Source organism: Sphingomonas sp. YR710, assembly GCF_900101455.1.
Taxonomy (GTDB): domain Bacteria; phylum Pseudomonadota; class Alphaproteobacteria; order Sphingomonadales; family Sphingomonadaceae; genus Rhizorhabdus.
This window is the reverse complement of the sequence record NZ_FMZJ01000009.1, coordinates 89,458-115,698: the sequence shown is the minus strand read 5'-3', so window position 1 is coordinate 115,698 and position 26,241 is coordinate 89,458. Positions and strand designations below refer to the sequence as shown.

24 protein-coding genes are annotated in these 26,241 nt (G+C 63.2%); 11 read left to right on the top strand and 13 right to left on the bottom strand.

The genetic code is table 11. The features are described 5' to 3' along the window. Window positions 1-13 precede the first annotated feature (13 nt). Window positions 14-640 (top strand): rhomboid family intramembrane serine protease, encoded by a 627-nt coding sequence (locus tag BLS13_RS12240; protein ID WP_093452464.1) that lies wholly within the window; start codon window positions 14-16, stop codon window positions 638-640. Between the two features lie 14 nt (window positions 641-654). On the opposite strand, the gene BLS13_RS12235 is transcribed toward BLS13_RS12240, so the two are convergent. The 5 genes from BLS13_RS12235 to BLS13_RS12215 form a co-directional block, all read right to left on the bottom strand. Continuing rightward, the gene (locus BLS13_RS12235) at window positions 655-867 is read right to left on the bottom strand and encodes a DUF4170 domain-containing protein (protein ID WP_093452462.1); all 213 of its coding nucleotides are present in this window, start codon (window positions 865-867) and stop codon (window positions 655-657) included. Between the two features lie 82 nt (window positions 868-949). Continuing rightward, window positions 950-1,549 (bottom strand): MlaC/ttg2D family ABC transporter substrate-binding protein, encoded by a 600-nt coding sequence (locus BLS13_RS12230; protein WP_037525944.1) that lies wholly within the window; start codon window positions 1,547-1,549, stop codon window positions 950-952. Window positions 1,550-1,650: 101 nt separating this feature from the next. Continuing rightward, window positions 1,651-2,070, bottom strand: a complete 420-nt coding sequence (locus tag BLS13_RS12225) for a hypothetical protein (RefSeq protein ID WP_093452460.1) — start codon at window positions 2,068-2,070, stop codon at window positions 1,651-1,653. Beyond that, window positions 2,067-2,795, bottom strand: coding sequence for a phage holin family protein (locus BLS13_RS12220; protein WP_093452459.1), 729 nt, complete (start codon window positions 2,793-2,795; stop codon window positions 2,067-2,069). Before BLS13_RS12220 ends, BLS13_RS12225 begins: the two co-directional genes overlap by 4 nt. Window positions 2,796-2,798: 3 nt before the next feature. Further along, window positions 2,799-3,326, bottom strand: coding sequence for an antitoxin (locus BLS13_RS12215; protein ID WP_176943568.1), 528 nt, complete (start codon window positions 3,324-3,326; stop codon window positions 2,799-2,801). Between the two features lie 127 nt (window positions 3,327-3,453). On the opposite strand from BLS13_RS12215, the gene eno reads away from it, so the two are divergent. The 7 genes from eno to BLS13_RS12180 all read left to right on the top strand — a co-directional run bounded on the left by eno (window position 3,454) and on the right by BLS13_RS12180 (window position 9,657). Next, a complete protein-coding gene (eno, locus tag BLS13_RS12210; RefSeq protein WP_093452457.1) occupies window positions 3,454-4,737 on the top strand; it encodes a phosphopyruvate hydratase in 1,284 nt (427 codons plus the stop codon). A gap of 213 nt (window positions 4,738-4,950) precedes the next feature. Beyond that, the gene (locus BLS13_RS12205) at window positions 4,951-5,259 is read left to right on the top strand and encodes an FtsB family cell division protein (protein ID WP_093452456.1); all 309 of its coding nucleotides are present in this window, start codon (window positions 4,951-4,953) and stop codon (window positions 5,257-5,259) included. A gap of 115 nt (window positions 5,260-5,374) precedes the next feature. Next, window positions 5,375-6,466, top strand: coding sequence for a pyruvate dehydrogenase (acetyl-transferring) E1 component subunit alpha (gene pdhA / locus BLS13_RS12200; RefSeq protein ID WP_093452455.1), 1,092 nt, complete (start codon window positions 5,375-5,377; stop codon window positions 6,464-6,466). Between the two features lies 1 nt (window position 6,467). Beyond that, window positions 6,468-7,865 (top strand): pyruvate dehydrogenase complex E1 component subunit beta, encoded by a 1,398-nt coding sequence (locus BLS13_RS12195; RefSeq protein ID WP_093452453.1) that lies wholly within the window; start codon window positions 6,468-6,470, stop codon window positions 7,863-7,865. A gap of 55 nt (window positions 7,866-7,920) precedes the next feature. Then, on the top strand, window positions 7,921-8,448 hold the full coding sequence (locus tag BLS13_RS12190) for a response regulator (RefSeq protein WP_256325842.1): 528 nt from the start codon (window positions 7,921-7,923) through the stop codon (window positions 8,446-8,448). A 5-nt stretch (window positions 8,449-8,453) separates the two neighbouring features. Continuing rightward, window positions 8,454-9,137 (top strand): squalene/phytoene synthase family protein, encoded by a 684-nt coding sequence (locus BLS13_RS12185; protein WP_093452450.1) that lies wholly within the window; start codon window positions 8,454-8,456, stop codon window positions 9,135-9,137. Window positions 9,138-9,201: 64 nt separating this feature from the next. Further along, the gene (locus tag BLS13_RS12180) at window positions 9,202-9,657 is read left to right on the top strand and encodes an EF-hand domain-containing protein (protein ID WP_093452449.1); all 456 of its coding nucleotides are present in this window, start codon (window positions 9,202-9,204) and stop codon (window positions 9,655-9,657) included. Here the strand turns inward: BLS13_RS12180 and BLS13_RS12175 are convergent. From BLS13_RS12175 to hemN, 7 genes are all read right to left on the bottom strand, one after another. Further along, the gene (locus tag BLS13_RS12175; RefSeq protein WP_256325841.1) at window positions 9,654-10,985 is read right to left on the bottom strand and encodes a glycosyltransferase family 4 protein; all 1,332 of its coding nucleotides are present in this window, start codon (window positions 10,983-10,985) and stop codon (window positions 9,654-9,656) included. The genes BLS13_RS12180 and BLS13_RS12175 overlap by 4 nt on opposite strands. Before the next feature lie 48 nt (window positions 10,986-11,033). Further along, window positions 11,034-12,089, bottom strand: coding sequence for a 2-oxoacid:ferredoxin oxidoreductase subunit beta (locus BLS13_RS12170; RefSeq protein ID WP_093452447.1), 1,056 nt, complete (start codon window positions 12,087-12,089; stop codon window positions 11,034-11,036). Beyond that, window positions 12,086-13,924: a 2-oxoacid:acceptor oxidoreductase subunit alpha gene (locus tag BLS13_RS12165; protein WP_093452446.1), complete on the bottom strand. Its 1,839-nt coding sequence runs from the start codon at window positions 13,922-13,924 to the stop codon at window positions 12,086-12,088. The genes BLS13_RS12170 and BLS13_RS12165 overlap by 4 nt, the downstream gene beginning before the upstream one ends. Beyond that, the gene (locus BLS13_RS12160) at window positions 13,921-15,702 is read right to left on the bottom strand and encodes an FAD-dependent oxidoreductase (RefSeq protein ID WP_093452444.1); all 1,782 of its coding nucleotides are present in this window, start codon (window positions 15,700-15,702) and stop codon (window positions 13,921-13,923) included. Before BLS13_RS12160 ends, BLS13_RS12165 begins: the two co-directional genes overlap by 4 nt. Before the next feature lie 153 nt (window positions 15,703-15,855). After that, window positions 15,856-17,475 carry an MBL fold metallo-hydrolase RNA specificity domain-containing protein gene (locus BLS13_RS12155; RefSeq protein ID WP_093452442.1) on the bottom strand — a complete coding sequence of 540 codons (1,620 nt, stop codon included), beginning with the start codon at window positions 17,473-17,475 and terminating at the stop codon, window positions 15,856-15,858. A gap of 156 nt (window positions 17,476-17,631) precedes the next feature. Beyond that, window positions 17,632-17,895 carry a hypothetical protein gene (locus BLS13_RS12150; RefSeq protein WP_093452440.1) on the bottom strand — a complete coding sequence of 88 codons (264 nt, stop codon included), beginning with the start codon at window positions 17,893-17,895 and terminating at the stop codon, window positions 17,632-17,634. After that, on the bottom strand, window positions 17,885-19,204 hold the full coding sequence (hemN, locus tag BLS13_RS12145) for an oxygen-independent coproporphyrinogen III oxidase (RefSeq protein ID WP_093452439.1): 1,320 nt from the start codon (window positions 19,202-19,204) through the stop codon (window positions 17,885-17,887). The genes BLS13_RS12150 and hemN overlap by 11 nt, the downstream gene beginning before the upstream one ends. A 132-nt stretch (window positions 19,205-19,336) precedes the next feature. Between hemN and BLS13_RS12140 the strand changes: the two genes are divergently transcribed. Beyond that, window positions 19,337-19,993, top strand: coding sequence for an OmpW/AlkL family protein (locus tag BLS13_RS12140; protein ID WP_093452437.1), 657 nt, complete (start codon window positions 19,337-19,339; stop codon window positions 19,991-19,993). Between the two features lie 293 nt (window positions 19,994-20,286). Here the strand turns inward: BLS13_RS12140 and clpB are convergent, their stop codons facing one another. Continuing rightward, window positions 20,287-22,866 (bottom strand): ATP-dependent chaperone ClpB, encoded by a 2,580-nt coding sequence (gene clpB, locus BLS13_RS12135; protein WP_093452436.1) that lies wholly within the window; start codon window positions 22,864-22,866, stop codon window positions 20,287-20,289. Between the two features lie 220 nt (window positions 22,867-23,086). On the opposite strand from clpB, the gene BLS13_RS12130 reads away from it, so the two are divergent. After that, window positions 23,087-25,927 carry a M16 family metallopeptidase gene (locus BLS13_RS12130; RefSeq protein WP_256325840.1) on the top strand — a complete coding sequence of 947 codons (2,841 nt, stop codon included), beginning with the start codon at window positions 23,087-23,089 and terminating at the stop codon, window positions 25,925-25,927. Beyond that, window positions 25,924-26,223, top strand: coding sequence for a hypothetical protein (locus tag BLS13_RS12125; protein WP_093452433.1), 300 nt, complete (start codon window positions 25,924-25,926; stop codon window positions 26,221-26,223). Before BLS13_RS12130 ends, BLS13_RS12125 begins: the two co-directional genes overlap by 4 nt. Window positions 26,224-26,241: the final 18 nt, after the last annotated feature.

Sequence of the window (26,241 nt, the reverse complement as noted above, 5' to 3'; positions counted from 1 at the left end):
GCGTTTTTCCGGTATGCGCATGCCACCCGCCCGGGTCACCAGCTTCATTGCCGCGGCAACGATTGCGACATGGATGCTGCTGACCCTGTCGGGTTTCGACAGCAACGCGGACATGATCGGCGGCTTCGTGCCGGCGCGGCTGGCCGGATTGGTTCAGCCGGGCGCGTTACCCGTCTGGCTTACGCCGCTCACCGCGACGTTGCTCCATGGCGGGCTGATCCACATCGCCTTCAACATGGTCATGCTGATTTTCTGCGGCAGGCTGGTCGAAGGGGCGCTGGGGCCGGTGGCGCTTGGTTTGCTATATGTGATCGGCGCCTATGCCGCTGCCGCCGCGCAATTCGCCGCCAATCCGTTCGATACCTCGCCGATGATCGGGGCCAGCGGCGCGATTTCGGCGGTGTTCGGCGCCTATGCCATGCTGTTCGGGCGGCCCCGGGGCTTTACCGCCCATCCCCGCATCGCGATGCTGTTCAATATCCTCTGGCTGGCGGCCGCCTGGATCGCGCTGCAGATGCTGATGTTTTATGCGACGACGGGGGCGGGGTTGGCGATTGCCATCGCCGCGCATATCGGAGGCTTTATCGCCGGGCTGCTGCTGGCGCGGCCATTGTTGTTGTTTTGCTACCGCAAGGCGTGATTGCCGCGGCGGATCTAGACGTCGGGTTCCAGCAGTTTGTGGAGATGGACGACGACATAGCGCATCTCGGCATCATCGACCGTTTTCTGCGCCGCACCGCGCCAGGCATTTTCCGCGCTTTTGTAATCCGGGAAAAAGCCGACGACATCCATTTTCGAAAGATCTTCAAATTCCAGCGTGCGGGGATCCTTCACCCGTCCGCCGAACACCAAATGCATCTTGCTCATGCCGGGGCCTCCGTTTCACAGACGGCCTAGCGCATTTCTCCGGGCTTTTAACCCCCTCCCCGGCCCGGGAGGGGGAAAAGATTCAGCCGCGGGCCTTCATCATCGCGATCAGGCCGTCGATGCCCTTGCGCTGGATGATCGCATCGAAATCCTGGCCCTGGGTGACCGCAAGGTTGATATTGGCGACCGTCAGATTGGTCACCTTGTAGCCGCTGCCGATCTTCGCGACCGACCAGACTGCGGTGATCGGCTGGCCGCCAGGCTTTTGCACCTGGGTCGTGACGTTGACGCCGCTGCCGGCGGGCGCCGAACGGATCACCTTCAGTGACGCATGCGAATAATCCCACAGATTGTCGGCATATGTGCCGATGATGAATGTCGGGATCGCCGCCTTATATTCGGCCTTTTGCGCGGGGGTTATCTGGGCCGACCAGCGCCGGATCAGCCGCTCGCCGATCGCATCGATCGCAAAATGCTGCGAGAGCAAGGTCCGGAACTGCGCCTTGGCGGCCGCACGATCGCCCGAACGCAGCACCGAAAATGCCTGATCGCCGAGCGATGTGATGAACGCCGTCGGGTCCTGATCGTTGACGGCCGCCGCAGCGGGAGCGCTCATGATCGGTACTACAAGCGACGCGCTGCCGATCATCGCTGCCGTGATCGTCACCAGGAACTTCTTCATCATTGTCTCCGAATTCGGTCGCGTGCCACCGCACGCTCATATTGCGCTTTGGTTAGGGTTCTCGCGATGAACCCATATTGAACCGGTCAGGCGGTGCCCGTTCAGTTCGGACGGATCGCCTCGACTGCGGCAGAGCCCGCCGTTTCGGCGACCTCGGCAACGGCTTCGATCAGTTTACCGACCTGCTTGCCCGCGGCATCGGTGCTCAGCCCCAGTTCGTCGAGCTTGGCCTGGCCGGCATCGCGCGCCGCAAATGCCGCCGCGCGGGCGCGCTCGTTGATCTGACCGCCGATCGGGCCGAGATATTCGGCCTCCTTCTTCGTGCGGGGCAGCAGCGCGCCGATAACGGCGCCGACAGCCAGCCCGCCAATCAATGCCGCGACCGGAAAGGTCTCGACGCCCTCGCCAGCCTTGGTCTTGACGACGTTGAGGCCTGCGCGCGCTGCATCCGCCGTCTCGTGCAGTTTTTCGTTCGCCAGTACGACGGCGCGCTCCGCGCTCTCTTTCACGTTCGTCTTCATACGGTCGTCTCCTCAGCGGGGGGCGGCGCCGGACGTCTGGCGCGTTTGCGGTTCAAACTCGTGCCCGTCGATCTGGTTGCACCGGTCCTGCCAAGCCAGGCAAGAAGGCGTCCGATCGGTGGGCGGAATAGCAGCAGCGACAGGCCGATCGCAATTGCGGTGATCCGCAACGGGCGTTGGCGCAGGCCATCGACAGCGCGGTGGGCGACGGCCTGGCCATGGTCCAACAGCCGTTCCCAAAGCTCGATCACCAGCGCCTGCGGGCTGAGCCGGTCCTGTGCTTCGCCCACGGCCTCGGCAAGTTGTGCGCGGGCGCCCCGGGAGTTCGCGCGGGCACGATCAAAAAGCTCATCCATCGTGATGGTCGATTTGGCGTCGCTCGGCGGATCGTCGTCGACGATCAGCATGAGGCGGCGGACACCATAGCGAATCAGCAACGCCGCCGCGCTGCCGCCGATGAGCGCGGCGGCGATTGCGCTGCCGAACGTTCCCAGCCATCGGCCCAATGCGTGATCGATCGAGATCAGCACCATGACCGCCGCCGCCTGCCCCATCAGCACGCCGAGCACGCATAGCGCGATGCCCAGCCGGGCGCGGGCGATGCGATTGTAGAAATCGAGCCGGAACAGCGCGAGTTCCGCGCTGATCAACGCGCGCCCGTCGTCGATCAGGCGGGCGAACAGCGCACCGATCGTATCCTGCTCTGGTTCGCCCCGCTGATCCAATTTTTACGCCGTCGGCGACGTTTCGTTGGCTGGCGACGGGGTTGGCGTCCTCGGTTCGGCACCATCGTTGGCGGGCGTGTTGGGCGTCAGGCCGGACTTTACGACCCGCGCGATCAGAAAGCCGACGGCTGCCGCCGCCGCGATCGCAATCGCCGGGCTGTTGCGTACAGCATCGCGGGCATTGTCGACGAGTTCGTCGGCATCCTTTTCGCGCAAATTATTAGCCAGGCCGCTGACGGCATCTGCCGCCTGGCGAATATAGCCGCCATATTGATCGCCCAGCTTCTCGTCGACGGCGGCTGCGGCATCGCTGACGAGGCTCGCGACATTGTCGAGCGCGTCGACTGCGCGATCCTTGCCTTGCCCCGCATACTCACGGGCCTTGGCTTCCGCCTGCTCCTTGATACCGGAGGCCGTCGATCCGAACGCCTTGGCGGCTGCATCGAAAGGCGATTCGGTGTTCTCTCCGGCGCCGTCACTTGTGGTCTCGGATGCCATGTCGATCGTCTCCTTCACGGAAGCCAGTTTCACGTCATCAACCAAGTGGGGCGGATAGCGTTCCTTTTCCAGCCCGAAACGACATCATAATTGCCTATCTTCGCCCACCCCGATAGAGCCCGGCCATTCCATCGTCCACCCAGAAAGGTCCGCGCCCGAAATGACTGCCATCGTCGACGTCCACGCCCGCCAGATCATCGACAGCCGCGGCAATCCTACTGTCGAAGTCGATGTCACCCTCGAAGATGGCAGCCTCGGCCGTGCCGCGGTGCCCTCGGGTGCCTCGACCGGTGCTTATGAAGCGGTTGAAAAGCGCGATGGCGACAAGAGCAAGTGGCTCGGGAAGGGTGTGTCGCTCGCGGTCGAAGCCGTCAATGGTGAGATTGCCGATGCAATTCTCGGTCTCGATGCCGAGGATCAGAGCGCGATCGATGCCCGCATGATCGAACTGGACGGCACAGCGAATAAGGGCCGGCTCGGTGCGAACGCGATCCTCGGCGTCAGCCTCGGTGTCGCGCGTGCGGCAGCGGATGCGCGCGGGTTGCCGCTCTATCGCTATGTCGGTGGCGTCGCCGCGCAGGTGCTGCCGGTACCGATGATGAATATCATCAACGGTGGCGCGCATGCCGACAATCCGATCGACTTCCAGGAATTCATGATCATGCCGGTCGGGGCCGAAAGCATCTTCGATGCGGTGCGGTGCGGCTCGGAAATCTTTCACACCTTGAAGAAAGCGCTGCACGACAAGGGGCTGGCGACAGCTGTCGGCGATGAGGGCGGTTTTGCGCCAAATCTCGCCAGTGCGCCCGATGCGCTCGATTTCATCATGCAGTCGATTGAGAAAGCGGGCTACAAGCCGGGTGATGACGTGATGATCGCGCTCGATTGTGCCGCGACCGAGTTCTTCAAGGATGGCGCCTATCATTTCGAGGGCGAGGGTGTTGTCCGTTCACCAGCGGAAATGGCGGATTATCTCGCCGATCTCGCCGCGCGCTATCCGATCGTGTCGATCGAAGATGGAATGTCCGAGGACGATTTCACGGGATGGAAGATCCTGACCGACAAGATCGGTGGCAAGGTGCAGCTCGTCGGCGACGATCTGTTCGTCACCAATCCCGTGCGTCTGAGCGACGGCATCAAGCAGGGGCTCGCCAATTCGCTGCTGGTGAAGGTCAACCAGATCGGTACGCTCTCCGAAACGCTCGAGGCGGTGAGCATGGCGCAGCGCGCCGGCTACACTGCGGTGATGTCGCATCGTTCGGGCGAAACCGAGGATTCGACGATCGCCGATCTCGCCGTCGCCACAAATTGCGGGCAGATCAAGACCGGCAGTTTGGCGCGTTCGGACCGGCTTGCCAAATATAACCAGCTGATTCGAATCGAAGAGGAATTGGGGCCGGTTGCCCGTTATGCCGGGCGGCAGGCGCTTCGCGCTCTCCGCTAATGGCAAAATATGCCCCTCTCGCGATGGGAGGGGCATATTTCTCCCCCAATCAACAGCTAGTTGTTCAGTGGCCGATCTGAATCACGATGCTACAAACTGTTGCGTCTGGCCTATATCGCTATGACCGTTCGTTGCGGCACCGATCCGGTAATTCGCACAAATTCATCGGCATACGGGCTTGCGCACGGGAATCATTAGTGATTCTGTGCTTTAATGACACGCTCACCTTATTTTCAGATGGCTCGATCGGCCGCCTTGCCGGCGGTCGCGATTCTGATCATCGGGTATTTTGCGAGCTCGGCCCTGCTGGGCCAGAATGGTGTTTTCGCGCTCGGCGGCTATAAGGCCGAACTTGCGCGGAAGACCGAAATGCTGCGGCGGGCCGAGGCGTATCGCGATACGCTGCGCCATCGTGCCCAGCTGCTCGATCCGGCCCATGTCGATTCGGACTATGGTGACGAACTTGTCCGCAAGACGACCGGGCAGGTGCGCCCGGATGAAGTCATCATCCCGCGCAACTGAGGCAGCGTCAATTTGCGAATTGCGCAGCAAAAGCGCTTTGTTGACGTTGCGAACCGCCTGAGGCGGCGCCTATACAGGCATATTCCCTCCTCCCCGGGTAAAGGAGCTCTTCAGCTTGGCAAAAGCAGCAACGCCGCGAGCCGCGACCAAGGGTGCGCCGCGCAAGGCCGCCACAGCGGCAACGGCCGCGATCCCCGCCATTCCCAATCGTGAACGGCCGGCCGAACCGGTGCGGTTCAAGGCCGACAAGGCGCAGATGCTGGAATTCTATCGGCAAATGCTGCTCATCCGCCGGTTCGAGGAAAAGGCCGGCCAGCTCTACGGCCTGGGCCTGATCGGCGGCTTCTGCCATCTCTATATCGGCCAGGAGGCTGTTGCCGTCGGCCTGCAATCCGCGCTTACGGTCGGCAAGGACAGTGTCATCACCGGCTATCGCGACCATGGCCATATGCTGGCTTATGGCATTGATCCCAACCTTATCATGGCCGAACTGACCGGGCGTGCTGCGGGTATCTCGCGCGGCAAGGGCGGGTCTATGCACATGTTCTCGGTCGAGCATGGCTTTTACGGCGGGCATGGTATCGTCGGTGCGCAGGTTTCATTGGGGGCGGGACTCGCCTTCAAGCACAAATATTCTGGCGATGGCGGGGTCTGCGTCGCCTATTTCGGCGATGGCGCGTCGAACCAGGGGCAGGTCTATGAATCGTTCAACATGGCTGAACTGTGGAAGCTGCCGATCATCTTCGTGATCGAGAACAACCAATATGCGATGGGTACCAGCGTCAACCGCGCGTCGGCCGAGGACCAGCTCCATCGTCGCGGCGAGAGTTTCCGCATCCCCGGCATCCAGGTCGACGGGATGGATGTGCTCGCGGTGCGCGGCGCCGCCGAGACGGCGGTGGAATGGGTGCGCGGCGGCAAGGGGCCTGTGCTGCTCGAGCTCAAGACCTATCGTTATCGCGGGCATTCGATGTCCGATCCGGCAAAATATCGGTCGCGTGACGAGGTGCAGGCGGTGCGGGAGAAGTCCGATCCGATCGAGCATCTGAAGAAAGAACTGGAGGCCGCCGGCGTCAGCGAGGACGAACTGAAGGTGATGGAAAAGAATATCCGCAAGATTGTGGCCGAGGCCGCCGATTTCGCGGAGCAATCGCCGGAGCCGGACGCGGGCGAACTCTATACCGACGTGCTGGTAGGGCAATATTGAGATGATCGAACTGAAGATGCCCGCGCTTTCCCCGACGATGGAGGAGGGCAAGCTCTCGAAATGGCTCGTCAAGGAAGGGGATAGCGTCCGATCGGGCGATATCCTGGCGGAGATCGAAACCGACAAGGCGACGATGGAATATGAAGCGGTTGATGAAGGCACGATTTCCCAGATCGTCGTCGCCGAGGGAACGGAGAATGTGAAGGTCGGCGCGGTCATCGCGTTGATCAAGGGCGATGAGGAAGCGGAGGCGCCGGCGAAGTCTGCGCCTGCCGCTGCCCCGGCACCGAAGGCGGCTGCCCCGGTGCCGGCGCCGGAATCGCCGACCCCGCACAAGATGGAAACCGCCGCGCGCGATCTCGTGGCGGCCGTGGCCGATACCGTTGATGCGCCTGAAATGCCGGCCGGCACCGAAGTGGTGAGGACCACGGTGCGCGAGGCGCTGCGCGATGCGATGGCCGAGGAGATGCGCGCCGACAAGAACGTCTTCGTGATGGGTGAGGAAGTCGCGCAATATCAAGGCGCCTATAAGGTTACCCAGGGCCTGCTCGATGAGTTTGGCGAGGCGCGCGTGATCGATACCCCGATCACCGAATATGGCTTTGCCGGCATCGGTACTGGCGCCGCGATGGGCGGGCTCAGGCCGATCATCGAGTTCATGACATTCAACTTCGCGATGCAGGCGATCGATCACATCATCAATTCGGCGGCCAAGACCAATTATATGTCGGGCGGCCAGATGCGCTGCCCCGTCGTATTCCGTGGCCCGAATGGCGCGGCGGCACGGGTGGGGGCGCAGCATAGCCAGAATTACGGTCCCTGGTATGCGTCGGTTCCCGGCCTGATTGTGATCGCGCCTTATTCGGCGGCCGATGCCAAAGGGCTGCTCAAGGCGGCGATACGCTGCCCCGATCCGGTTGTTTTCCTCGAAAATGAACTGCTTTATGGCCAGAGCTTCGACGTGCCCAAGCTCGATGATTATGTGTTGCCGATCGGCAAGGCGCGCGTGTGCCGTGAAGGCAAGGACGTCACGATCGTTACCTATTCGATCGGCGTCGGCCTGGCGCTGGAGGCTGCCAAGCAACTGGCGGTGGAGGGTATCGACGCAGAAGTGATCGATCTGCGAACCTTGCGGCCACTCGATAAGGCTGCGGTGCTCAAGAGCCTGGCGAAGACCAACCGCATGGTCGTGGTGGAAGAAGGCTGGCCTGTCTGTTCGATCGCGTCGGAGATCATCGCAATCGCGATGGAAGAAGGGTTTGACGATCTTGATGCGCCAGTGATGCGAATCACAAATAAGGATGTTCCGATGCCCTATGCGGCCAATCTCGAGAAAGCGGCGCTGGTGAATGTTGGCGACGTCATCGAGGGGGTGAAGGCAATTACAGGCCGCGGATAGCGGGCTGTTCTCATCGGAGCGGCATTGATGAATTCCTGGGGCGATGGAGTGCATAATGTTCGATCACGCGTTCATGGATGAATTCTCGATTGGCCAGCCGGCCGAGGACGGATTGCCATCCAGCCCGCTGCCCCAGCCCCAGCATTTTTTGAGCGTCGCGCGGCGAACGCGCACCCCGTTGCCGTCGGCGGCGAGGAGAGCGACCGGGCATGAAGTGCTTCGGGGACGCTTGCTCTATGTCGAAGACAATGTTCGCATCGCCGAGATTACCGAGATGATGCTGGATGATCTGGGCCTGTTCGTGACATGGGTGCCGAGCGCCGAAGTCGCCCTCCAGCAGCTGGATAGTGTTGAAGAACCGTTCGATCTGGTCTTCACCGACGTGGTCATGCCGGGAATGAGCGGTGTCGAGCTGGCGAAACGGATCGAGGAATATTGGCCGGACCTGCCGGTGATTCTCACCAGTGGCTTCAGCCATGAACTCGCGCTGGGGCATGGCAGCGAATATGAACTGCTGCCCAAGCCTTTCACCCGTCTGGCACTGATACAGTGCCTGCTGGGATATCTGCCAACAGCTTATTGAATCGCATGGCCGAGGCGCTGCGGCTTGCCGATCCGGAACGCCAGCTCGCGCTTGCTTATGCGCGCGGCGACGTGCGGCCGGCGATTGAGTCGCTTTGGCTGCTCGATGAGCGGATGGGCGCCATTGTTGCCGCGGCCCGTGAACCGATGATCGGCCAGATGCGGCTGATATGGTGGCGCGACGCCTTGATGGCGCTTGACGATTCGGATGCGACCATTCCCGCTGAACCGCTGCTCGCGCGGCTGGCCGACCTTTGCGCATCGCATGATGTTTCAGGTGCCGATCTTGCGCGGCTGGAGGAGGGCTGGTCCGTACTGCTTGAAGGGGAATCGCCAGATGATGCCGCGATCATGACGCATGGCCGATGCCGTGGAGCGCCGCTCTTTACGATGTCGGCGGCGATATTGGGTGCAACCGGAGATGGGGTCGAAGCCGCGGGTGAAGCCTGGGCGCTGACCGATCTCGGTCATCGGCTTCGCTCGGCGCCTGGCCGGTTCCTGGCACGTGCGGATGCTGCAAAACGCCTATCCGGGCTCGGGATCGGCCGCTGGCCCCGCGCGCTTCGGCCGCTCGGAATTCTTGCCGTGCTGGCGCGCCGCGATGCTGAGCTCCCGGTGGAGCAGCAGCGCCGGCAAGGATCCCCCGCGCGCATTCTCCGCGCTATGGCCTTCGGCGTCATCGGACGCTGATCCGCACTGGCGCGCGGCGCTGCGGTTGAATAGCCTCGCTCCCCGAATCGGGGGAGAATCGGAAATGTGGCGTTTCCTGGCTGGTGTCGGATGTGCGGTTCTGCTGATGGGCGGCGGCATTCTCATCTGGCAAGGCGTGGCGCGTTCACCCGCTGCGATCGTTCCCGCGGCCGGCGCTCCGACAGCGCGGGGTGAAGCGGAGGCGCTGGCGATGCCTCCGCAGGCGACCGAGGCGAGCCGCGAGCAGAAAAGGTTCAATCGGTACGATCATGATCGCAACGGCGGCGTATCTTCCGACGAATATCTTGCCGCCCGCCGCAAGGCGTTTGCCAAACTCGATACGGACGGCGACGGGCGGCTCAGCTTCGACGAGTGGGCGATCAAGGCGCGAACCAAATTCGCGGCGGCCGATGCCGATCATTCGGGTATCCTGACTCCGGCCGAATTCGCGACGACCCGGGTCGTGCGCAAGGCGGCAAAGCTGCAACCCTGCGCGCCTGCTGCACCGGAAGCGGATTAACGCCCGGCGGTTGCAGTCCGACTGGAATCGAGTTCGCGGATCAGGTCGAGCACCACTGCGAGATGATCTTGCCAGGTCGGCAGGCGCAGCTGGTCCATCCGCGCCATTTGCTGTGCGCGCATCACGGACAGCGGATCGCAATAGGCACGGATGGCGGAAATCCAGGCCGGGCCATCGAGGGGATCGATATGGTCCGGAATGCCGCAACCGGCTTCGCGCAAAGAGGGCAGGTCGCTGCAGATCACCGGAGTTCCAATCGCCAGCGCCTCGCTGACCGGCATTCCGAAACCTTCGGCAAAGGAGGGGCATAGCAGAGCGCGGGCACCCTTGAGCAGGGACAATATCGCGGCGTCGGACAGGCCAGAATATTCAGTGACATGGTGGCGTAGCGCTTCGCAACGCTCCAGCATGTCGACGACATTTTCATTTTCCCAGCCGCGTCGGCCGACGATGACAAGGTGGGGCGTGGCGGCTGGCCCAAATTCCTCAACCATGCGGCGCCAGATGTTGAGCAGCAGGATATGGTTCTTGCGCGGTTCGATCGTGCTGATCACGACGAAATAGGGCGTCGTCGTGCGCCACGCGGTCGAGGGGGCGTCGTCATCGCTTGCCGGCGGCGGTTCGGTGCCAAGATGCGCGGCCCGAACGATCGGCTTGCGCGTGCGATAGGCGATGAACTTTTCCATCGACCGGGCCGTCGACTGGCTGTTGGCGATCAACCCATCGGCGAGATCGGCGATCGTGTCCATCCGCCGCCGATGCAGCGCGGCGCCGTTTGGGCGCGCATATTCCGGAAATTCGATCGGGATCAGATCGTGCACGAGGCACAAAAACCGCGCGCCTTCGCGGCGCAGTTTGGACGCGACTTTGCGATGATGATGCAGGTGATGGGGCGATGCCTGGACGTAGAAGCGACGGGTGCCGCACCGGCTTCGCGGTATCGGCAAGGGGAGCAGCCGGAAAAGGTCTGCAAGCGCCCGTGCGTGCAATTTCAGCCATCCCACCTTGCCGCTGTTCACCCAGCGCGCTTCGGTGTCGTTGAGGAATCGCAGCGCCGCCGCCCGATCGAGCCGTCCGTAAAATCCGAGCGGATTGACGGCCGCAAACACCAGATTGTCGGGCACGAGGGCGATCAAGGTGCGCGCATAGGCCATTTCGACCCGATCGACCCCGGTCGGCATGACGTGAAGCGAGCGCGACAGCAATCGCGAGAGATCGAGAATGATCTCCACGCCCGTCAGGTCGTTCGCTGTCCGGGGCAGGTTTTCCTGGCTGGACTGCGCGGCATCGCTGCTGTGCAGGGCCACGCGCGGCATCACGGTCGACATATGCGCCCTATCGGCGATCCGCGAACATTTCTCAAGGGATGGTGCGCATCACCGAAAGGCCGCGTTGATCTTCGCCAGCGCCGATGCCGGCGGTGTCAGCTCCCGGTTCGACAGTGCATTTAGCGGCCGCTCCACCGTGTTGTGCGCGTCGTGGAGATCTTCGGCCTCCGGATCGACATAGAGCAGACCCGTGACGATTTCGCCCACCGCCTGGCGCTGGTGCAAAAAGCTCATCGCCGCGACCCGATCGGTCGGATCATAATCGGCGTCGACCTTGCGCAGGCTCAGCATCGATCCGTCATGCTGGCGGATCTCGATCAGCGTGCCGGGCTCATAGCGCGCGACCAGCGGCGCGCGGCCCTGCATGATATCGAGCCGGTTGACCGCCTCATTATGCTCGCGCACCCAATCGAAGCTCTTGGTCGATCCCTTATGGTTGTTGAACGCGACACACGGGCTCAGCACGTCTATGAACGCCGCGCCCTTGTGCCGCAGCGCCGCCTTGATCAGCGGCACCAATTGCTCCTTGTCGCCCGAGAAGCTGCGGCCGACGAAGGTCGCGCCCAATTGCATCGCGAGGCCGGTCAGATCGATCCCGCTGTCCGAATTGACGACGCCCTTCTTGGACTTGCTGCCCTTGTCGGCGGTGGCGGAAAATTGCCCCTTGGTAAGCCCGTACACACCGTTATTTTCGACGATATAGGCCATGTTGACGCCCCGCCGGATCGCGTGCGCGAACTGGCCGAGCCCGATCGAGGCGCTGTCGCCGTCGCCCGAGACACCGAGATAGATCAGGTCGCGATTGGCGAGGTTGGCGCCGGTCAGCACCGATGGCATGCGGCCATGCACGGTATTGAAGCCGTGGCTCGCGCCCAGGAAATAATCGGGCGTCTTCGATGAACAGCCGATGCCCGACAATTTGGCGAGACGGTGCGGCTCCAGATCGATCTCGAAACAGGCCTGAACGATCGCCGCGCTGATCGAATCATGCCCGCAGCCGGCGCAAAGGGTCGAGACCTTCCCCTCATAATCGCGCCGCGTGAAACCGATGTCGTTGGTCTGCAGCGAGGGGTGATGGAATTTGGGCTTGGCGATATAAGTCATCGTACCATTTCCTCCGCGGCCTTCACCCCGACCGCGCTCATGCCCTTCGCCAGTTCGGCGAGGATGAAACGTGCGGTGATCGGCGAGCCATCATAGTTCAGCACCTTCACGAGCCGCGCCGGATCGACCCCGCCCTCGTTGATCAGCAGCGCGCGCAACTGGGCGTCGCGATTCTGCTCGACCACGAACACCAGTTCGTGGTGCGCGATGAAATCGAAAATTTCGCCCGCGAACGGGAAGGCGCGCACCCGCATCGCATCGACCGCTAGCCCGCGCGCCTCCATGCCGGCGAGCGCCTCGTCCATTGCCGGCGATGTCGAGCCATAATAGATCACGCCATAAGGCGTCTTCTTGCTGGCCTTGCGATAGACCGGCCCGGGGACCAGCGCCTTCGCGGTGTCGAACTTGCGGAGCAGCCGCTCCATATTGGCGACATAGATGGCGCCCTCCTCGCTGTAGCGGGCATAGGGATCGCGCGAGGTGCCGCGGGTAAAATAAGCCCCCTTCGAGGCGTGGGTGGCAGGCAATGTCCGATAGGGAATGCCGTCGCCGTCGACATCCTTGTAACGGCCGAAATCGGCACCGGCATCGAGCATTTCGGCGGTCATGATCTTGCCGTGATCGAGCTTGCGCTTGTCATCCCATGCGAAGGGTTCGATCAGCCACTCGTTCATGCCCATGTCGAGATCGAGCATCACGAAGATCATCGTTTGCAGCCGATCGGCAAGGTCGAACGACATGGCCGCGAACTCGAAACATTCGCCCGGCCCTTCGGGCAGCAGCATCACATGCTTGGTATCGCCATGGCTGGCATAAGCCGCCGAGAGCAGATCCGATTGCTGGGTGCGGGTCGGCATGCCGGTGGAAGGGCCGCCGCGCTGCACGTCGAAGATCACGCCGGGGATCTCGGCGAAATAGCTGAGGCCGATGAACTCCTGCATCAGCGAGATGCCGGGGCCCGAGGTGCAGGTGAAGGCCCGTGCGCCGTTCCAGCCGGCCCCGACGACGATGCCGATCGAGGCGATCTCATCCTCGGCCTGCACGATCGCATAACGTGCCTTGCCGGTATCGGGATCGTGGCGGAGCTTCTTGCAATAATCGATGAAGCCTTCGGCCAGCGAGGTCGACGGGGTGATCGGATACCATGCGCAGACGGTCGCGCCGCCATAGACCGCGCCGAGGCCGGCGGCGGTATTGCCGTCGACGAAGATGCGGTTGCCGACGGTATCGGCGCGCTCGAGTCGTAGCCCGAGCGGCGCGAGATGCGCCCTGGCATGATCGTAGCCGATCAGCATCGCCTCGTGGTTGGCACCGATCAACGCTGGCTTGGACGCATATTCCTCCGATAGCAAAGCTTCGACGACGGCTGGCTCGATGCCCAGCAGGTAGGAAAGCGCGCCCAGGCAGATGATGTTCTTCAGCACCTTGCGCTTGGACGGTTCGGTATAGCTGTTGTTGCAGAGCTGGGTCAGCGGAATCCCGATGACGTTGATGTCGTTCCGGAATTTGCCCGGTGGCATCGGCTTCGAAGAATCGTAGAACAGATAGCCGCCGGCATCGATCTCGGCGATGTCGCGATCCCATGTCTGCGGGTTCATCGCGACCATCAGGTCGACGCCGCCGCGCCGCCCGAGCCAGCCGTGGCCGCTGACCCGGATCTCATACCAGGTCGGCAGGCCCTGAATGTTGGAGGGGAAGATATTGCGGGCGGCCACCGCCACCCCCATCCGCAGGATTGCCTTGACGAACAGGCCGTTCGCCGATGCCGATCCCGATCCGTTGACGTTGGCGAACTTGACCACGAAGTCGTTCACCGCACTGATTTTCTTCGTCACCGCGAGCAGCCTCCGGCGTGGGTCATTTCGATCAGCGTCTTCTGCATGTCCCAGGCACCGGTCGGGCACCGTTCCGCGCACAGGCCGCAGTGGAGGCAGACATCCTCGTCCTTCACCAGCACCCGGCCGGTCGGGAGGGTGGACGAGACGTAGAGATCCTGCGTCAGGTTCATGGCCGGTGCCTTGAGCCGCGGGCGCAGATCTTCCTCGTCGCCGTTCACCGTGAAGGTGATGCAGTCGGTGGGGCAAATATCGACGCAGGCATCGCATTCGATGCACAGGGGCTTTTCGAACACCGTCTGCACGTCGCAGTTCAGGCAGCGTTGCGTCTCGGCCCAGGAGCGTGGATCGTCGAAGCCGAGCTCGACCTCGGCCTTCACATCGGCGAGCGCCTCGGCGACCGGCAGCAGCGGCACCTTCTGGCGCAGCATGTCCGAAATGTCGTTGTCATAGCTCCACTCGTGGATGCCCATCTTTTGCGAGGCGACATGCACGCCGGGCGGCGGCCGCAGCCTGAGATCGGTGCCGCGGCAGAAATGGTCGATCGAGATCGCGGCTTCATGGCCGTGCGCGACCGCCCAGATGATGTTCTTCGGGCCGAACGCCGCGTCGCCGCCGAAGAATATCTTCGGCAAGGTCGACTGGAAGGTCTGCTTGTCGACGATGGGCATTCCCCATTCGTCGAAGGTCAGGCCGATATCGCGTTCGATCCACGGGAAGCTGTTCTCCTGGCCGATCGCCAGCAGAACGTCATCGCATTCGAAATGCTGATCGGGCTCGCCGGTCGGTTGCAGCGTGCGGCGGCCATTTCCGTCGACGACAGGACCAACCTTTTCGAAGACGACGCCGGTCAGCCTGCCGCCGTCATGGGTGAAAGCCTTGGGCACCAGATGATTGTGGATCGGAATGCCTTCGTGCCGCGCATCCTCCTTCTCCCAGGGCGATGCCTTCATCTCGTCATAGCCCGATCGGACGATTACCTTGACGTCATCGCCCCCGAGCCGGCGCGAGGTGCGGCAGCAATCCATCGCGGTATTGCCGCCGCCGAGCACGATCACGCGCTTCCCGATCGCGTCGACATGGCCGAAAGAGACCTTTGCCAGCCAGTCGATGCCGATATGGATATTGGCGGCGGCCTCCGTGCGGCCTTCTATGTCGAGATCGCGTCCCCGCGGCGCGCCGGTGCCGACGAAGATCGCGTCATAATCCTGCCGGAGCAGCGCGGCGAGGCTGTCCACGCGCTCGCCGAGCCGCATTTCGAGGCCGAGATCGGTGATGAAGCCCATTTCTTCGTCGATCACGCTTTCGGGCAGGCGGAAGCGGGGGATCTGGCTGCGGATCATGCCGCCGGCCTTGGCGTCGGCGTCATAAACGACGACATGGTAGCCGAGCGGCGCGAGATCGCGCGCCACCGTCATCGCCGCCGGGCCGGCGCCGATGCAGGCGATCTTCTTGCCGATCTTCCGGCCGGGCGCCTTGGGCATCCGCGCGGCGACATCACCCTTATTGTCGGCGGCGACGCGTTTCAGCCGGCAAATGGCTACGGGCTCTTCGTCGATGCGGCCGCGCCGGCAGGCGGGTTCGCAGGGGCGATCGCAGGTCCGCCCGAGGATTCCGGGGAAGACGTTCGACTTCCAGTTGACCATATACGCGTCGGCGTGACGGCCTTGGGCGATCAGGCGGATATATTCCGGTACGGGCGTATGGGCCGGGCAGGCCCATTGGCAATCGACGACCTTGTGGAAATATTCCGGTGCCCCGATGTTGGTGGGCTCCAACGCGTGCAACTCCTCTCAGTCCGCTCCTATGTGCGGGGAAAGGATGGCGCCCGGGTGACCCGGGTCGCGATGCCGCCCAAAACCCCGTACATCGTCCCGGCATGCGACCGTTGCCGCGCGAAGTCCAGCCCCTTGAAGCGAATTTTTGGTGGATTAGCGTTGATGGCGGTGCCTCGCCGGTGGCCGCGTCCGTCGGCTGGCAGAGGCGTCCCGATGCTCGGCGCGATGAACGGCGAATTCGTCGAGAATGCGCCGCATCTGTGCGATTGCCCGCTGGCGCGCGGCGTCGTCATGAATGCGCTGCAAATCGCGCTTAAGATTGACCGCAAAGTCGGCATAGGCGTTTTGCCAGTCGCCGGAGACGACCGCCTGGATCGCGGGATCGCCGGTCGACAGGCGACGCGCCGGCTTACCCGCCTCCAGCCGATAGATTTCGCCGATCGCCGGCTTGCGCAGATCGATGCCCTCGCAGGCTTCGCCCAGCGCCGCGATCGCTTCGGTTTCGCCATGATTCAGGAACAGCGTGCCATGGATCGGCTTGCGCGCGGCGATCCAGGCGAGCAGATCTTCGCGATCGGCATGGGCTGAATAGCTGTCGATCCGCCGGATGCGCGCCTTGACCGCAAGATCCTCGCCCGAAATCCGCACCCGGCGTGCGCCGTCGACGATGGTGCGGCCGAGCGATCCCTTGGCCTGATAGCCGACGAACAGGATCGTCGAATCCTCGCGCGCCAGATTGTGGATCAGGTGATGCCGCACCCGGCCGCCCTCGCACATGCCCGATCCGGCCATGATGATCGCGCCGGAGGTGCTGTTGAGCCGGACGGATTCCGCGGTGGTGGCGGTGAAATGAAAGGCAGGATGATGGAAGACGGCGCCGTCGCGGGTGCCCGGGAGGTCGGCGTGGAGGAAAACGTCGGTTGCCCGGGTTGCGAGTGGCGAGTCGATGAAGACCTGATGTTCGGCCAGCGCGCCGCTTTCGAACAGGGCCGCCATGTCGAACAGCAATTCCTGCGTGCGTTCGACCGCGAAGACCGGAATGATCAGGTTGCCGCCAGCTGCAAGGGCCGACTGAATCTCGTCGCGTAGCAGAAGCTGGCGCCGGGCGGGATCGAGATCGTTGCGATCGCGGTCGCCATAGGTCGATTCACAGATGACATGATCCATGCCCGCTGGGCCGCTCGACGCCTCCTGGAGGGCCCTGGCGACCGGCCCGATATCGCCCGAGCACAGCAACGACACGCCATCGGCCACCAGCTCGATCGATGCCGATCCCAGGATGTGACCGGCATTCCACAGCCGGGCGCGGATGCCGGGCGCAGGATCGAACCATGTATCGAGTGCGACGGTCTGTACCAAAGCGACGGCCGCCTCGGCATCGGCCACGGTATAGAGCGGTTCGCGTTCGGCCTCATCGGCACGGTCGCGGCGCTTGTTGTGATGGAGTGCGTCGCTTTCCTGGATATGGGCGGAGTCGGCGAGCATGTAGCCGATCAGATCGCGGGTGGGAGCGGTGCACCAGATCGGCCCCTTATAGCCATCGGCCGCGAGCCGGGGGAGCAGACCGCTATGATCGATATGGGCATGGGTGAGGATCACCGCATCGATGGCGGAAACGTCGAACGGGAAACCTTCATGGTTGAGCGCTTCGAGGCTGCGAGCCCCCTGGAACAGGCCGCAGTCGACCAGCAGCCTTTGTTTGCCGCACGCCAGTTCGATGCAGGATCCCGTAACCGTCTGTGCCGCCCCATGAAATGTGAGGTCTATTGCCATTGCGCATCTCCTTTCACGACGGTCGTGGGGCAGTTGCGGTGCGGGTGATATCGGTAATCCCCCCAAGGTCGGCGGCAGCGATCATTGTTGAATGTGGGGGGAGTTTACGCGTGGCGGGGCATGCCGGTGCGGCAGCATGCGGGAGTTCCACTCCCTTCAGCAAATATCGTCCGGACCCGGCATTGCCGCACGGCCGGGTGCCGTCTGCTTGCGAGATGCGCAGATTGCGTGGCAGGCCGCCGGGTTGGAGGGGCCATGCTGGCCGGGTTTATGCGATGTCCTTGCGAACAGGATATCGATTCCGGCGCCCGATCCGCAGAGGTCGCTATGCGCTGCCATGGCCGTCGCTGCCGGCTGAGCAAATGCGACCAGTGCGCCGATCGCGGGCGCGATTCCGGCGCGCAACAGTTCAGATCGCATGGCTGAACGTGCCCTTGCTCGGCCCGCGATAGGCGTCGAAACATGCGGCGATCGCGCGCGCATAAGGCAGGCCGGTGGGGGTGATCGCCATCTGGCCCGGGCTGCAGCGAACAAGTCCGTGATCGCCGAACGGCCGCAGGGCGGGGCCCGCCCGGTGCATCAGTTCGTCCTCGATCTTCGCGCTGCCCGAACACAAAAGCTGCTCGATGATGCGGCCGCGCCATTGATCCTCGGTCGAACGGCGGACGCCCCGACGGCCGGCAAGCTGGTGCGCGCCGACCAGCATTCGATAGCGGCCGGCCATCTTTTCATTCTGCACGATCAGATCGGGAAACTGGCTGATCGCGCTGGCACCCAGGCCCAGCATCACCTCGCAGGGATCGTCGGTGAAGCCCTGAAAGTTGCGATGGAGCTTATGTTCAGCGGCTGCCAGGGCAAGCGAATCGCCGGGCAGCGCGAAATGATCGAAGCCGATCGGCACATATCCGGCGGCCGTCAGCCGGCGATAGCCGCGGGCCGCCTGCTCGAAGCGCCTGTGCGAATCGGGGAGGCTTTGCTCGTCGATATGGCGCTGGCGGGAAATGACGGAAGGCAGATGCGCATATCCGAAAAGGGCGATGCGATCTGGGGCGAGCCGGATCGCATGATCCAGCGTATCGTCCAGATCGGCAAGATGCTGGTGCGGCAGGCCATACATCAGATCGAAGTTGATCGATGAGACATGCGCGGCCCGCAGCCGGGCCAGCGCGGCCTCGATCATCGCCAGCGGCTGGATCCGCCCGATCGCCTGCTGGATATGCGGTGCAAAGGTCTGGACGCCAAGGCTGGCGCGGGTAACCCGCGTCTTTGCCAATACGTCATACCAGTCATTGTCGAGCGATCGCGGATCGAGTTCGATCGCAATCTCGGCCGAGGCCGCATGGAATTCGGTGACGATCCGATCAAGCAGGCGCACGAAGGCGAGTGCGGGGATGGCGTTCGGGCTGCCGCCGCCGAAGGCTATGCGGCTGATCCGGCCCCGCCCGCCCAGATGGCGGGCGACGAGGTGGATCTCCTCCTCCAGTGCATCGAGATAAGTGGCGACACGGTCGCCGCGGTTCGCCGCCCCCGTGTTGCAGCCGCAATACCAGCAGATCTCCTGGCAATATGGGATATGGACGTAGAGCGAGATCGGAGTTTCGACGCCGATCATGTCGATCGCCGCTGTCTGGTCGGAGAGGCCGATCGAGTCGTCGAACTCCGCGGCGGTCGGATAGCTCGTGTAACGCGGCACCGGCCGGTCGAGCAGATCTGGATAATAAGGCCACATGGGCATTGGAATGCCTTATCTGGCGCGAGGGCGCCTTGATGCAGGTCAAGCAGGAGATTGGCGTGGGTCAAAGTCGCCGCGACTCAATCAGCCTAATTCAGCGTCACTGAAACAGTGGCAAAGGGAAAGACAATGTACCGCAAGATCATGATCGCGCTGATGGCAAGCGCGGGACTCGCGGCTCCGGCATGTGCCGAAAAGGGAGATGTCCTCGTGCGGTTGCGCGGCATATTGGTTGCGCCCAACGAATCTTCGAGCGGAATCACGCCGACCTTCCCGGCCGAGAAGGTCAAGGTCAGCAACAGCTTCATGCCCGAACTCGATTTCACCTATATGGCGACGTCGCATATCGGTGCGGAACTGATCCTGGCGACGACGAAACATCATGCCAGCGGCAAGGCGGGCACGACCGGAACGATCGGCCGGCTTGCCTCCACCTGGGTGCTACCGCCGACGTTGACGCTGCAATATCATTTCATGCCGGACGGCGCGATCCGCCCCTATGTCGGCGCCGGGATCAATTACACGATCTTCTATTCGGAGAAGGCGTCGGCGGGCCTCAAAGCGGCTGTCGGACCGACTACCGTCGGCATGAAAGACAGTGTGGGCTATGCGTTGCAGGCCGGTGTCGATGTGCCGTTGACGAAGCGGACCTTCGTGAATTTCGACATCAAATATCTGGATATCAACACCACCGCTCTGCTCGCGACCACGGCGATCGGTACGCAGCGGGTGCGCGTCCACCTCGATCCGATCGTGGTCGGCGTGGGCATCGGCATGAAATTCTGAAGGGGCATCCCTTTCGTCAACGGCTCCTCCGCCTAAAGGGGAAGGCTACCAGCCTTCCCCTTCTTTTTGCGTTTGGCTTATGGGGCGGAGAAACATCCAACCGGCTTCGCGTCGGCACACCCAATTCGTCATTCCCGCGAAGGCGGGAACCTATAATCTCCGAACCACAAGAGGTTCGAGCTTCAGAGGATATGGGTTCCCGCCTTCGCGGGAATGACGGCTGGGTTGTGGCATTTCATCTCATTGAAAAACAACGTAATTCCTTGTCGCGACTCGTATGGCGCCCCCCGCGATCACTGTGCCGTCAACTCCAGCTTTCCGTCGCCTTCGTCGACCCGCAGGGTAGATCCATCGGGCACTTCGCCTTTCAGGATCTTGTCGGCGAGCGGATCCTGCAGATATTTCTGCACCGCGCGGCGCAGCGGCCGCGCGCCATAGACCGGATCATAGCCGACCCGCCCGAGCCACGCGCGTGCGCCGTCGGTCAGCTCGAGCTTGATCTTGCGATCCTTTAGCAGCTTGCCGACATTGCCGACCTGGATGTCGACGATCGGGCCCATGTGGTCGGCGGCAAGCCGGTGGAACAGGATGATCTCGTCGAGCCGGTTCAGGAATTCCGGGCGGAAATGCGCGCGGACGACCTCCATCACCTGCGGCTCGACGCTTTCGACCGTCTCCCCCTCGCCGAGCGTCGACAGATATTGGCTGCCGAGGTTCGAGGTCAGGATGATCAACGTGTTCGAAAAATCGACCGTCCGGCCCTGGCCGTCCGTCAGGCGTCCGTCGTCGAGTACCTGCAGCAGCACGTTGAACACATCGCTGTGCGCTTTCTCGACTTCGTCGAACAGAACGACCTGATAGGGCCGGCGCCGCACAGCCTCGGTGAGCGCACCGCCTTCCTCATAGCCGACATAGCCCGGAGGCGCGCCGATCAGCCGGGCGACCGAATGTTTTTCCATATATTCGCTCATGTCGAGCCGGACCATCGCGGCCGGATCGTCGAACAGGAATTCGGCGAGCGACTTGGTCAATTCGGTCTTGCCGACGCCGGTTGGCCCCAGGAACAGGAAGCTGCCCAGCGGCCGGTTCGGATCCTGCAGCCCGGCGCGCGAGCGGCGGACGGCGCGCGCGACCGCGCTCACCGCATCGGCCTGCCCGATGACGCGCTTGCCCAGAGCCTCCTCCATGTGGAGCAGCTTCTCGCGCTCGCCTTCGAGCATCTTGTCGACCGGAATGCCGGTCCAGCGGCTGACGACGCCGGCAATATCCTCGCCGGTCACCTCCTCCCGCAGCATCGCGCCGGCGGCGGCGCCCTGCGCTTCCGCCAGTTCGCGTTCGAGCCCGGGGATGACGCCGTAGGAAATTTCGCCCGCCCGACCCAGATCGCCGCGCCGCTGCGCCTGCTCGAGTTCGAGCCGTGCGGCATCGAGCTGTTCCTTGAGCTTGGCCTCGGCGTTGATCTTCTCCTTCTCGGCCTGCCAGCGCGTGGTCAACGCGGCCGATTGCTCCTCGAGATCGGCCAGCTCATGTTCGAGATTGGTCAGCCGGTCCTTCGATGCGGCATCGGTTTCCTTTTTCAGAGCCTCGCGTTCGATCTTGAGCTGGATGATCCGGCGATCGAGATTCTCGATTTCCTCCGGCTTGGATTCGACCTCCATGCGCAGCCGCGACGCGGCTTCGTCCATAAGATCGATCGCCTTGTCGGGAAGGAACCGGTCGGTGATGTAGCGATGGCTGAGCGTCGCTGCCGCGACGATCGCGCCGTCGGTGATCCGCACGCCATGGTGCAGCTCATATTTCTCCTTGAGCCCGCGCAGGATCGAAATCGTATCCTCGACCGTCGGCTCGCCGACGAACACCGGCTGGAACCGCCGCTGAAGCGCGGGATCCTTTTCGACATGCTTGCGATATTCGTCGAGCGTGGTCGCGCCGATGCAGTGCAGTTCGCCGCGCGCGAGCGCGGGCTTCAGCAGGTTGCTGGCATCCATCGCACCATCGGACTTGCCGGCACCGACCAGCGTGTGCATCTCGTCGATGAACAGGATGATCTGGCCCTCGGCGCCCTTGACCTCGTCGAGCACGCCCTTCAACCGCTCTTCGAAATCGCCGCGATATTTGGCACCGGCGATCAGGCTCCCCATGTCGAGCGCCATCACCTTGCGGTCTTTCAGGCCGTCGGGCACGTCGCCATTGGCGATGCGCAAGGCGAGGCCTTCGGCGATCGCGGTCTTGCCGACGCCGGGTTCGCCGATCAGCACGGGATTGTTCTTGGTTCGGCGCGCGAGCACCTGGATCGTGCGGCGAATTTCCTCGTCGCGGCCGATCACCGGATCGAGCTTGCCGTCGCGCGCGGCCTGGGTCAGATCGCGCGCAAACTTCTTGAGCGCGTCATAGCGATCTTCGGCGCTCGCCGTATCGGCGGAACGGCCGCCGCGCAGTTCGTTGATCGCGGCATTCAGCGCCTCGGCACGCATCCCGGCTTCGGCCAAGGCCTTCCCCGCCGCCGTATTGGTCGCGAGCACCAGCGCCAGCAACAGCCGCTCGACCGTGACATAGGAGTCGCCGGCCTTCTGGGCGATCTGCTCGGCGCTATCGAGGACGCGGACCGCGTCATTGTCGATGCCTGGCGCCTGCTGCGCGCCGCTGCCCGATACAGCCGGTACTTTGGCGAGCGCGGCGTCGGTGGCGCGCAAGGCCACGCTTGCATCGCCGCCGGCGGCCTTGATCAGCCCCGACGCCATGCCCTGTTCGTCTTCCAGCAAAGCCTTCAGCAGATGTTCAGATGAAATCCGCTGATGGTTCATGCGGATGGCAACGGTTTGAGCCGACTGGAGAAAGCCTTTGGCGCGATCGGTGAATTTTTCGAGGTTCATGAGGGATCCCTGTCTCTTTCCGCTCCGATATGGTGTTGCTAATATGCAACACAAGTGCTTTCCGCGCGAAGTTTTTGCACGATCTGACCTTGCTATGCGCCCATGGACTTGTCGCTACGTAGCTTCCCCGAGGGCGAGACGTCGTCAAAACGGGCCGGCGATTGCGCCCGCCCGCCCAGCCGCTATTCTGTCGCCATAACCTCGATACTGGAGAGTTTTCTTGAATCACAGAAGGCCGGGACGGATCGCCCTCATCGCGGCGATGCTGGCGTCCGCATTTGCGATGCCGCTCGCTGCAGCACCGGTGGCGGTCAGCTCGGTCGTGCCGGCGGCTCCCATATTCGAACTGGTCAAGCGCGTGTCGATTCCGTGGGACAGCTTTACGCTGAAGAACGGGCTGCGCGTCGTCGTCCATACCGATCGCAAGGCACCGGTCGTGGCGGTGCAGGTCTGGTATCATGTCGGATCGAAGGATGAGGTTGCGGGCAAGACCGGCTTTGCGCATCTGTTCGAGCATCTGATGTTCAACGGATCGGAAAATGCGCCGGGCGATTTCTTCCAGCCGTTGCAGGTGATCGGTGCCTCGGACATGAACGGCACGACCAGCTTCGATCGCACCAACTATTTCGAAACGGTCCCTACGTCCGGCCTGGCCCGCACCCTGTGGCTGGAAAGCGATCGCATGGGCCATCTGCTGGGCGGGATCAGCCAGGCGGTGCTCGATAATCAGCGGTCGGTTGTCCAGAACGAGAAGCGGGAGAATGACAATGAACCCTACGGGATGGTGCAATATGCCCAGCTCGAGGGGCTGTTTCCGGCAGGCCATCCCTATCATCACACCACGATCGGCTCGATGGCCGATCTCGATGCGGCGAGCCTCGACGATGTGAAGGGCTGGTTCCGCGCCAAATATGGCCCGAACAATGCCGTACTGGTGCTCGCGGGCGATCTCGACGTCGCGACGGCGAAGACGATGGTCGAGCAATATTTCGGCGACATTCCGCGCGGGCCCGAGGTTGTGCCGGCCGCTGCCGACGTGCCGACCCTGACCGCACCGAAGACGATCACGCTCACCGATCAGGTCGCCACGACCCGCATCATGCGGCTTTGGGTGGTGCCGGGCTTCACCGATCCCGATCTGGTGCCGCTCGATATCGCCACCACCGTGCTCGGCGGGCTGAATTCGTCGCGGCTCGACAACGAACTGGTGCGCAAGCAGAAGATCGCCGTCGGCGTCTCGGCGGGCATCCAGCCGATGGAGCGGGTGAGCTTATTGAGCGTGACCGCCGACGTCCGCCCGGGCGTCGATCCCGAGCTGGTGAGCAAGCAGCTCGACATGGTCATTGCCGATCTGCTCGCGCACGGGCCGACCGCGGATGAGGTGCAGAGGGTGACCACCGGCGAAGTCACCACCCGGATTGCCGGGCTGGAAAGCGTCGGCGGTTTCAATGGCAAGGCCGGGACGCTCGCCGAAGGCGCGGTCTATGCCAATGATCCGGGCTATTATGCGAAGCAGCTCGCGGCCTATGCCGATGCCAGGGCCGATCAGGCGACGGCGATCATGCGCAAGTGGATGTCGCGACCGGCGCTGACGCTCATCATCAAGCCCGGCGCGCGCGGCGCCTATGAGGAGGCGAAGGCGGCCCCGGTCGCACCGCCGATCGCTGCCGCGAAGCCCGCGCAGAAGCTGGAAAATGTCGCGCGTGCGCCGATGCCGCCGATCGGGACGGATGCCAGCCTGCATTTTCCCAAGGTCGAACATGGCCGGCTGCGCAACGGGATCGAGTTGATCTACGCGCACCGCGATGCCGTCCCGATGACCCGGGTGATCATGGCATTCGATGCCGGCAATGCCGCCGATCCGAAGGCCAAGCTCGGCACCCAGTCGCTGATGCTGTCCTTGCTCGAGGAAGGCACAACGAGCCGCAGTTCGAAGGACATCGCGATCGAGCAGGAACGGCTCGGGGCTTCGATCGGCGAGGGGGCCGCGATGGACCGGACCACCATCCAGTTGTCGGCGCTGACCCCCAATCTTGTGCCGTCGCTAGCGCTGTTTGCCGATATCGTGCGCAACCCGGCGTTCGATCCGGCCGAGGTGGAGCGATTGAAGGGGCAGCAACTCGCGCGGATATCCGGCGAGATGAAGCAGCCGCAGGGGCTGGCGCTGCGCATATTGCCGCCTCTGCTTTATGGTCCCGCGCATGGCTATGGCGTGCCCTTCACCGGGACCGGCGATCCCGCGATCGTGGCCAGTTTGATGCCGGCCGACATGCATGCCTTCCACCATGCCTGGATCAGGCCGGACAAGGCGACGATCTTTACCGTCAGCGATCTGCCGATGGACAAGGTGATTGCCGCGCTCAACGCCAGCTTCGGGGATTGGAAGGCCGATGGGCCGGGCGGCGCCAAGGCCGATACGGCGGCGGTGCCGGCGCCGAGCCCGAAGATCGTCGTGATCGATCGCCCCGGTTCGCCGCAATCACTGATCCTCGGCGGCGAAGTGCTCAAGACGACGGGGCTCGACGAACTCTCCACGCTGATCGCGGCGAATGACGTGCTGGGCGGTGATTTTCTGTCGCGGCTCAACAGCGATCTGCGCGAGACCAGGGGTTGGGCCTATGGCGTCTCGGCCTTCCTGAGCCGGGTTGACGAGCGCATGCCCTATTTTGTCTATGCGCCGGTCCAGTCCGATCGTACCGGTGATTCGATCGCGGCGATGCAGGCCGACATGAAAGCTTTCCTGACAAACAAGGGGGTGACGGCTGAGGAACGCGACCGTACGATCAGCGGCAAGATCCGCGAATTGCCGGGCAGCTTCGAATCCGCGAACGAGGTGCTCGGGGGCATGCAGCGTAATTTCTATGCGAAACGGCCGGACAATTATTATGACAGCCTGGCCGATCGCTATCGCGCGATGACGACCGCGGATCTGGATGCCGCGGCCAGGGCCGTGATCCGGCCCGACGATCTGCTGTGGGTGGTCGTGGGGGATGCCGCGAAGATCACGCCGCAACTGCAAAAGCTCGGTCTGCCGATCGAAAAGAAGGCGGTCGGACAATGAGCATCGATGGCGTGTGGGATTGCGTGACGCGGGCGATGTTCCGCGAACAGGCTTCCGTGCTGACCCTGGTCAGCAATGGCGACAGCTTTTCGGGATCGAATGTCGCCGATATCGGATCGCTCGACGTGATCGACGGGCGGATCGAGGGCAACCGGATCAGCTGGAAGATGCCGACCGAAAAGCCGATGCCGATGACCCTGGTCGCCAAGGCGGTGGTTGATGGCGACACGATGGAGGGCACCGTCGTGATGGGGGCGTTCGGCAGCGCGAAGATGACGGCGAGACGGCGGAGCTAGATTCGGTTTCGCAACGTT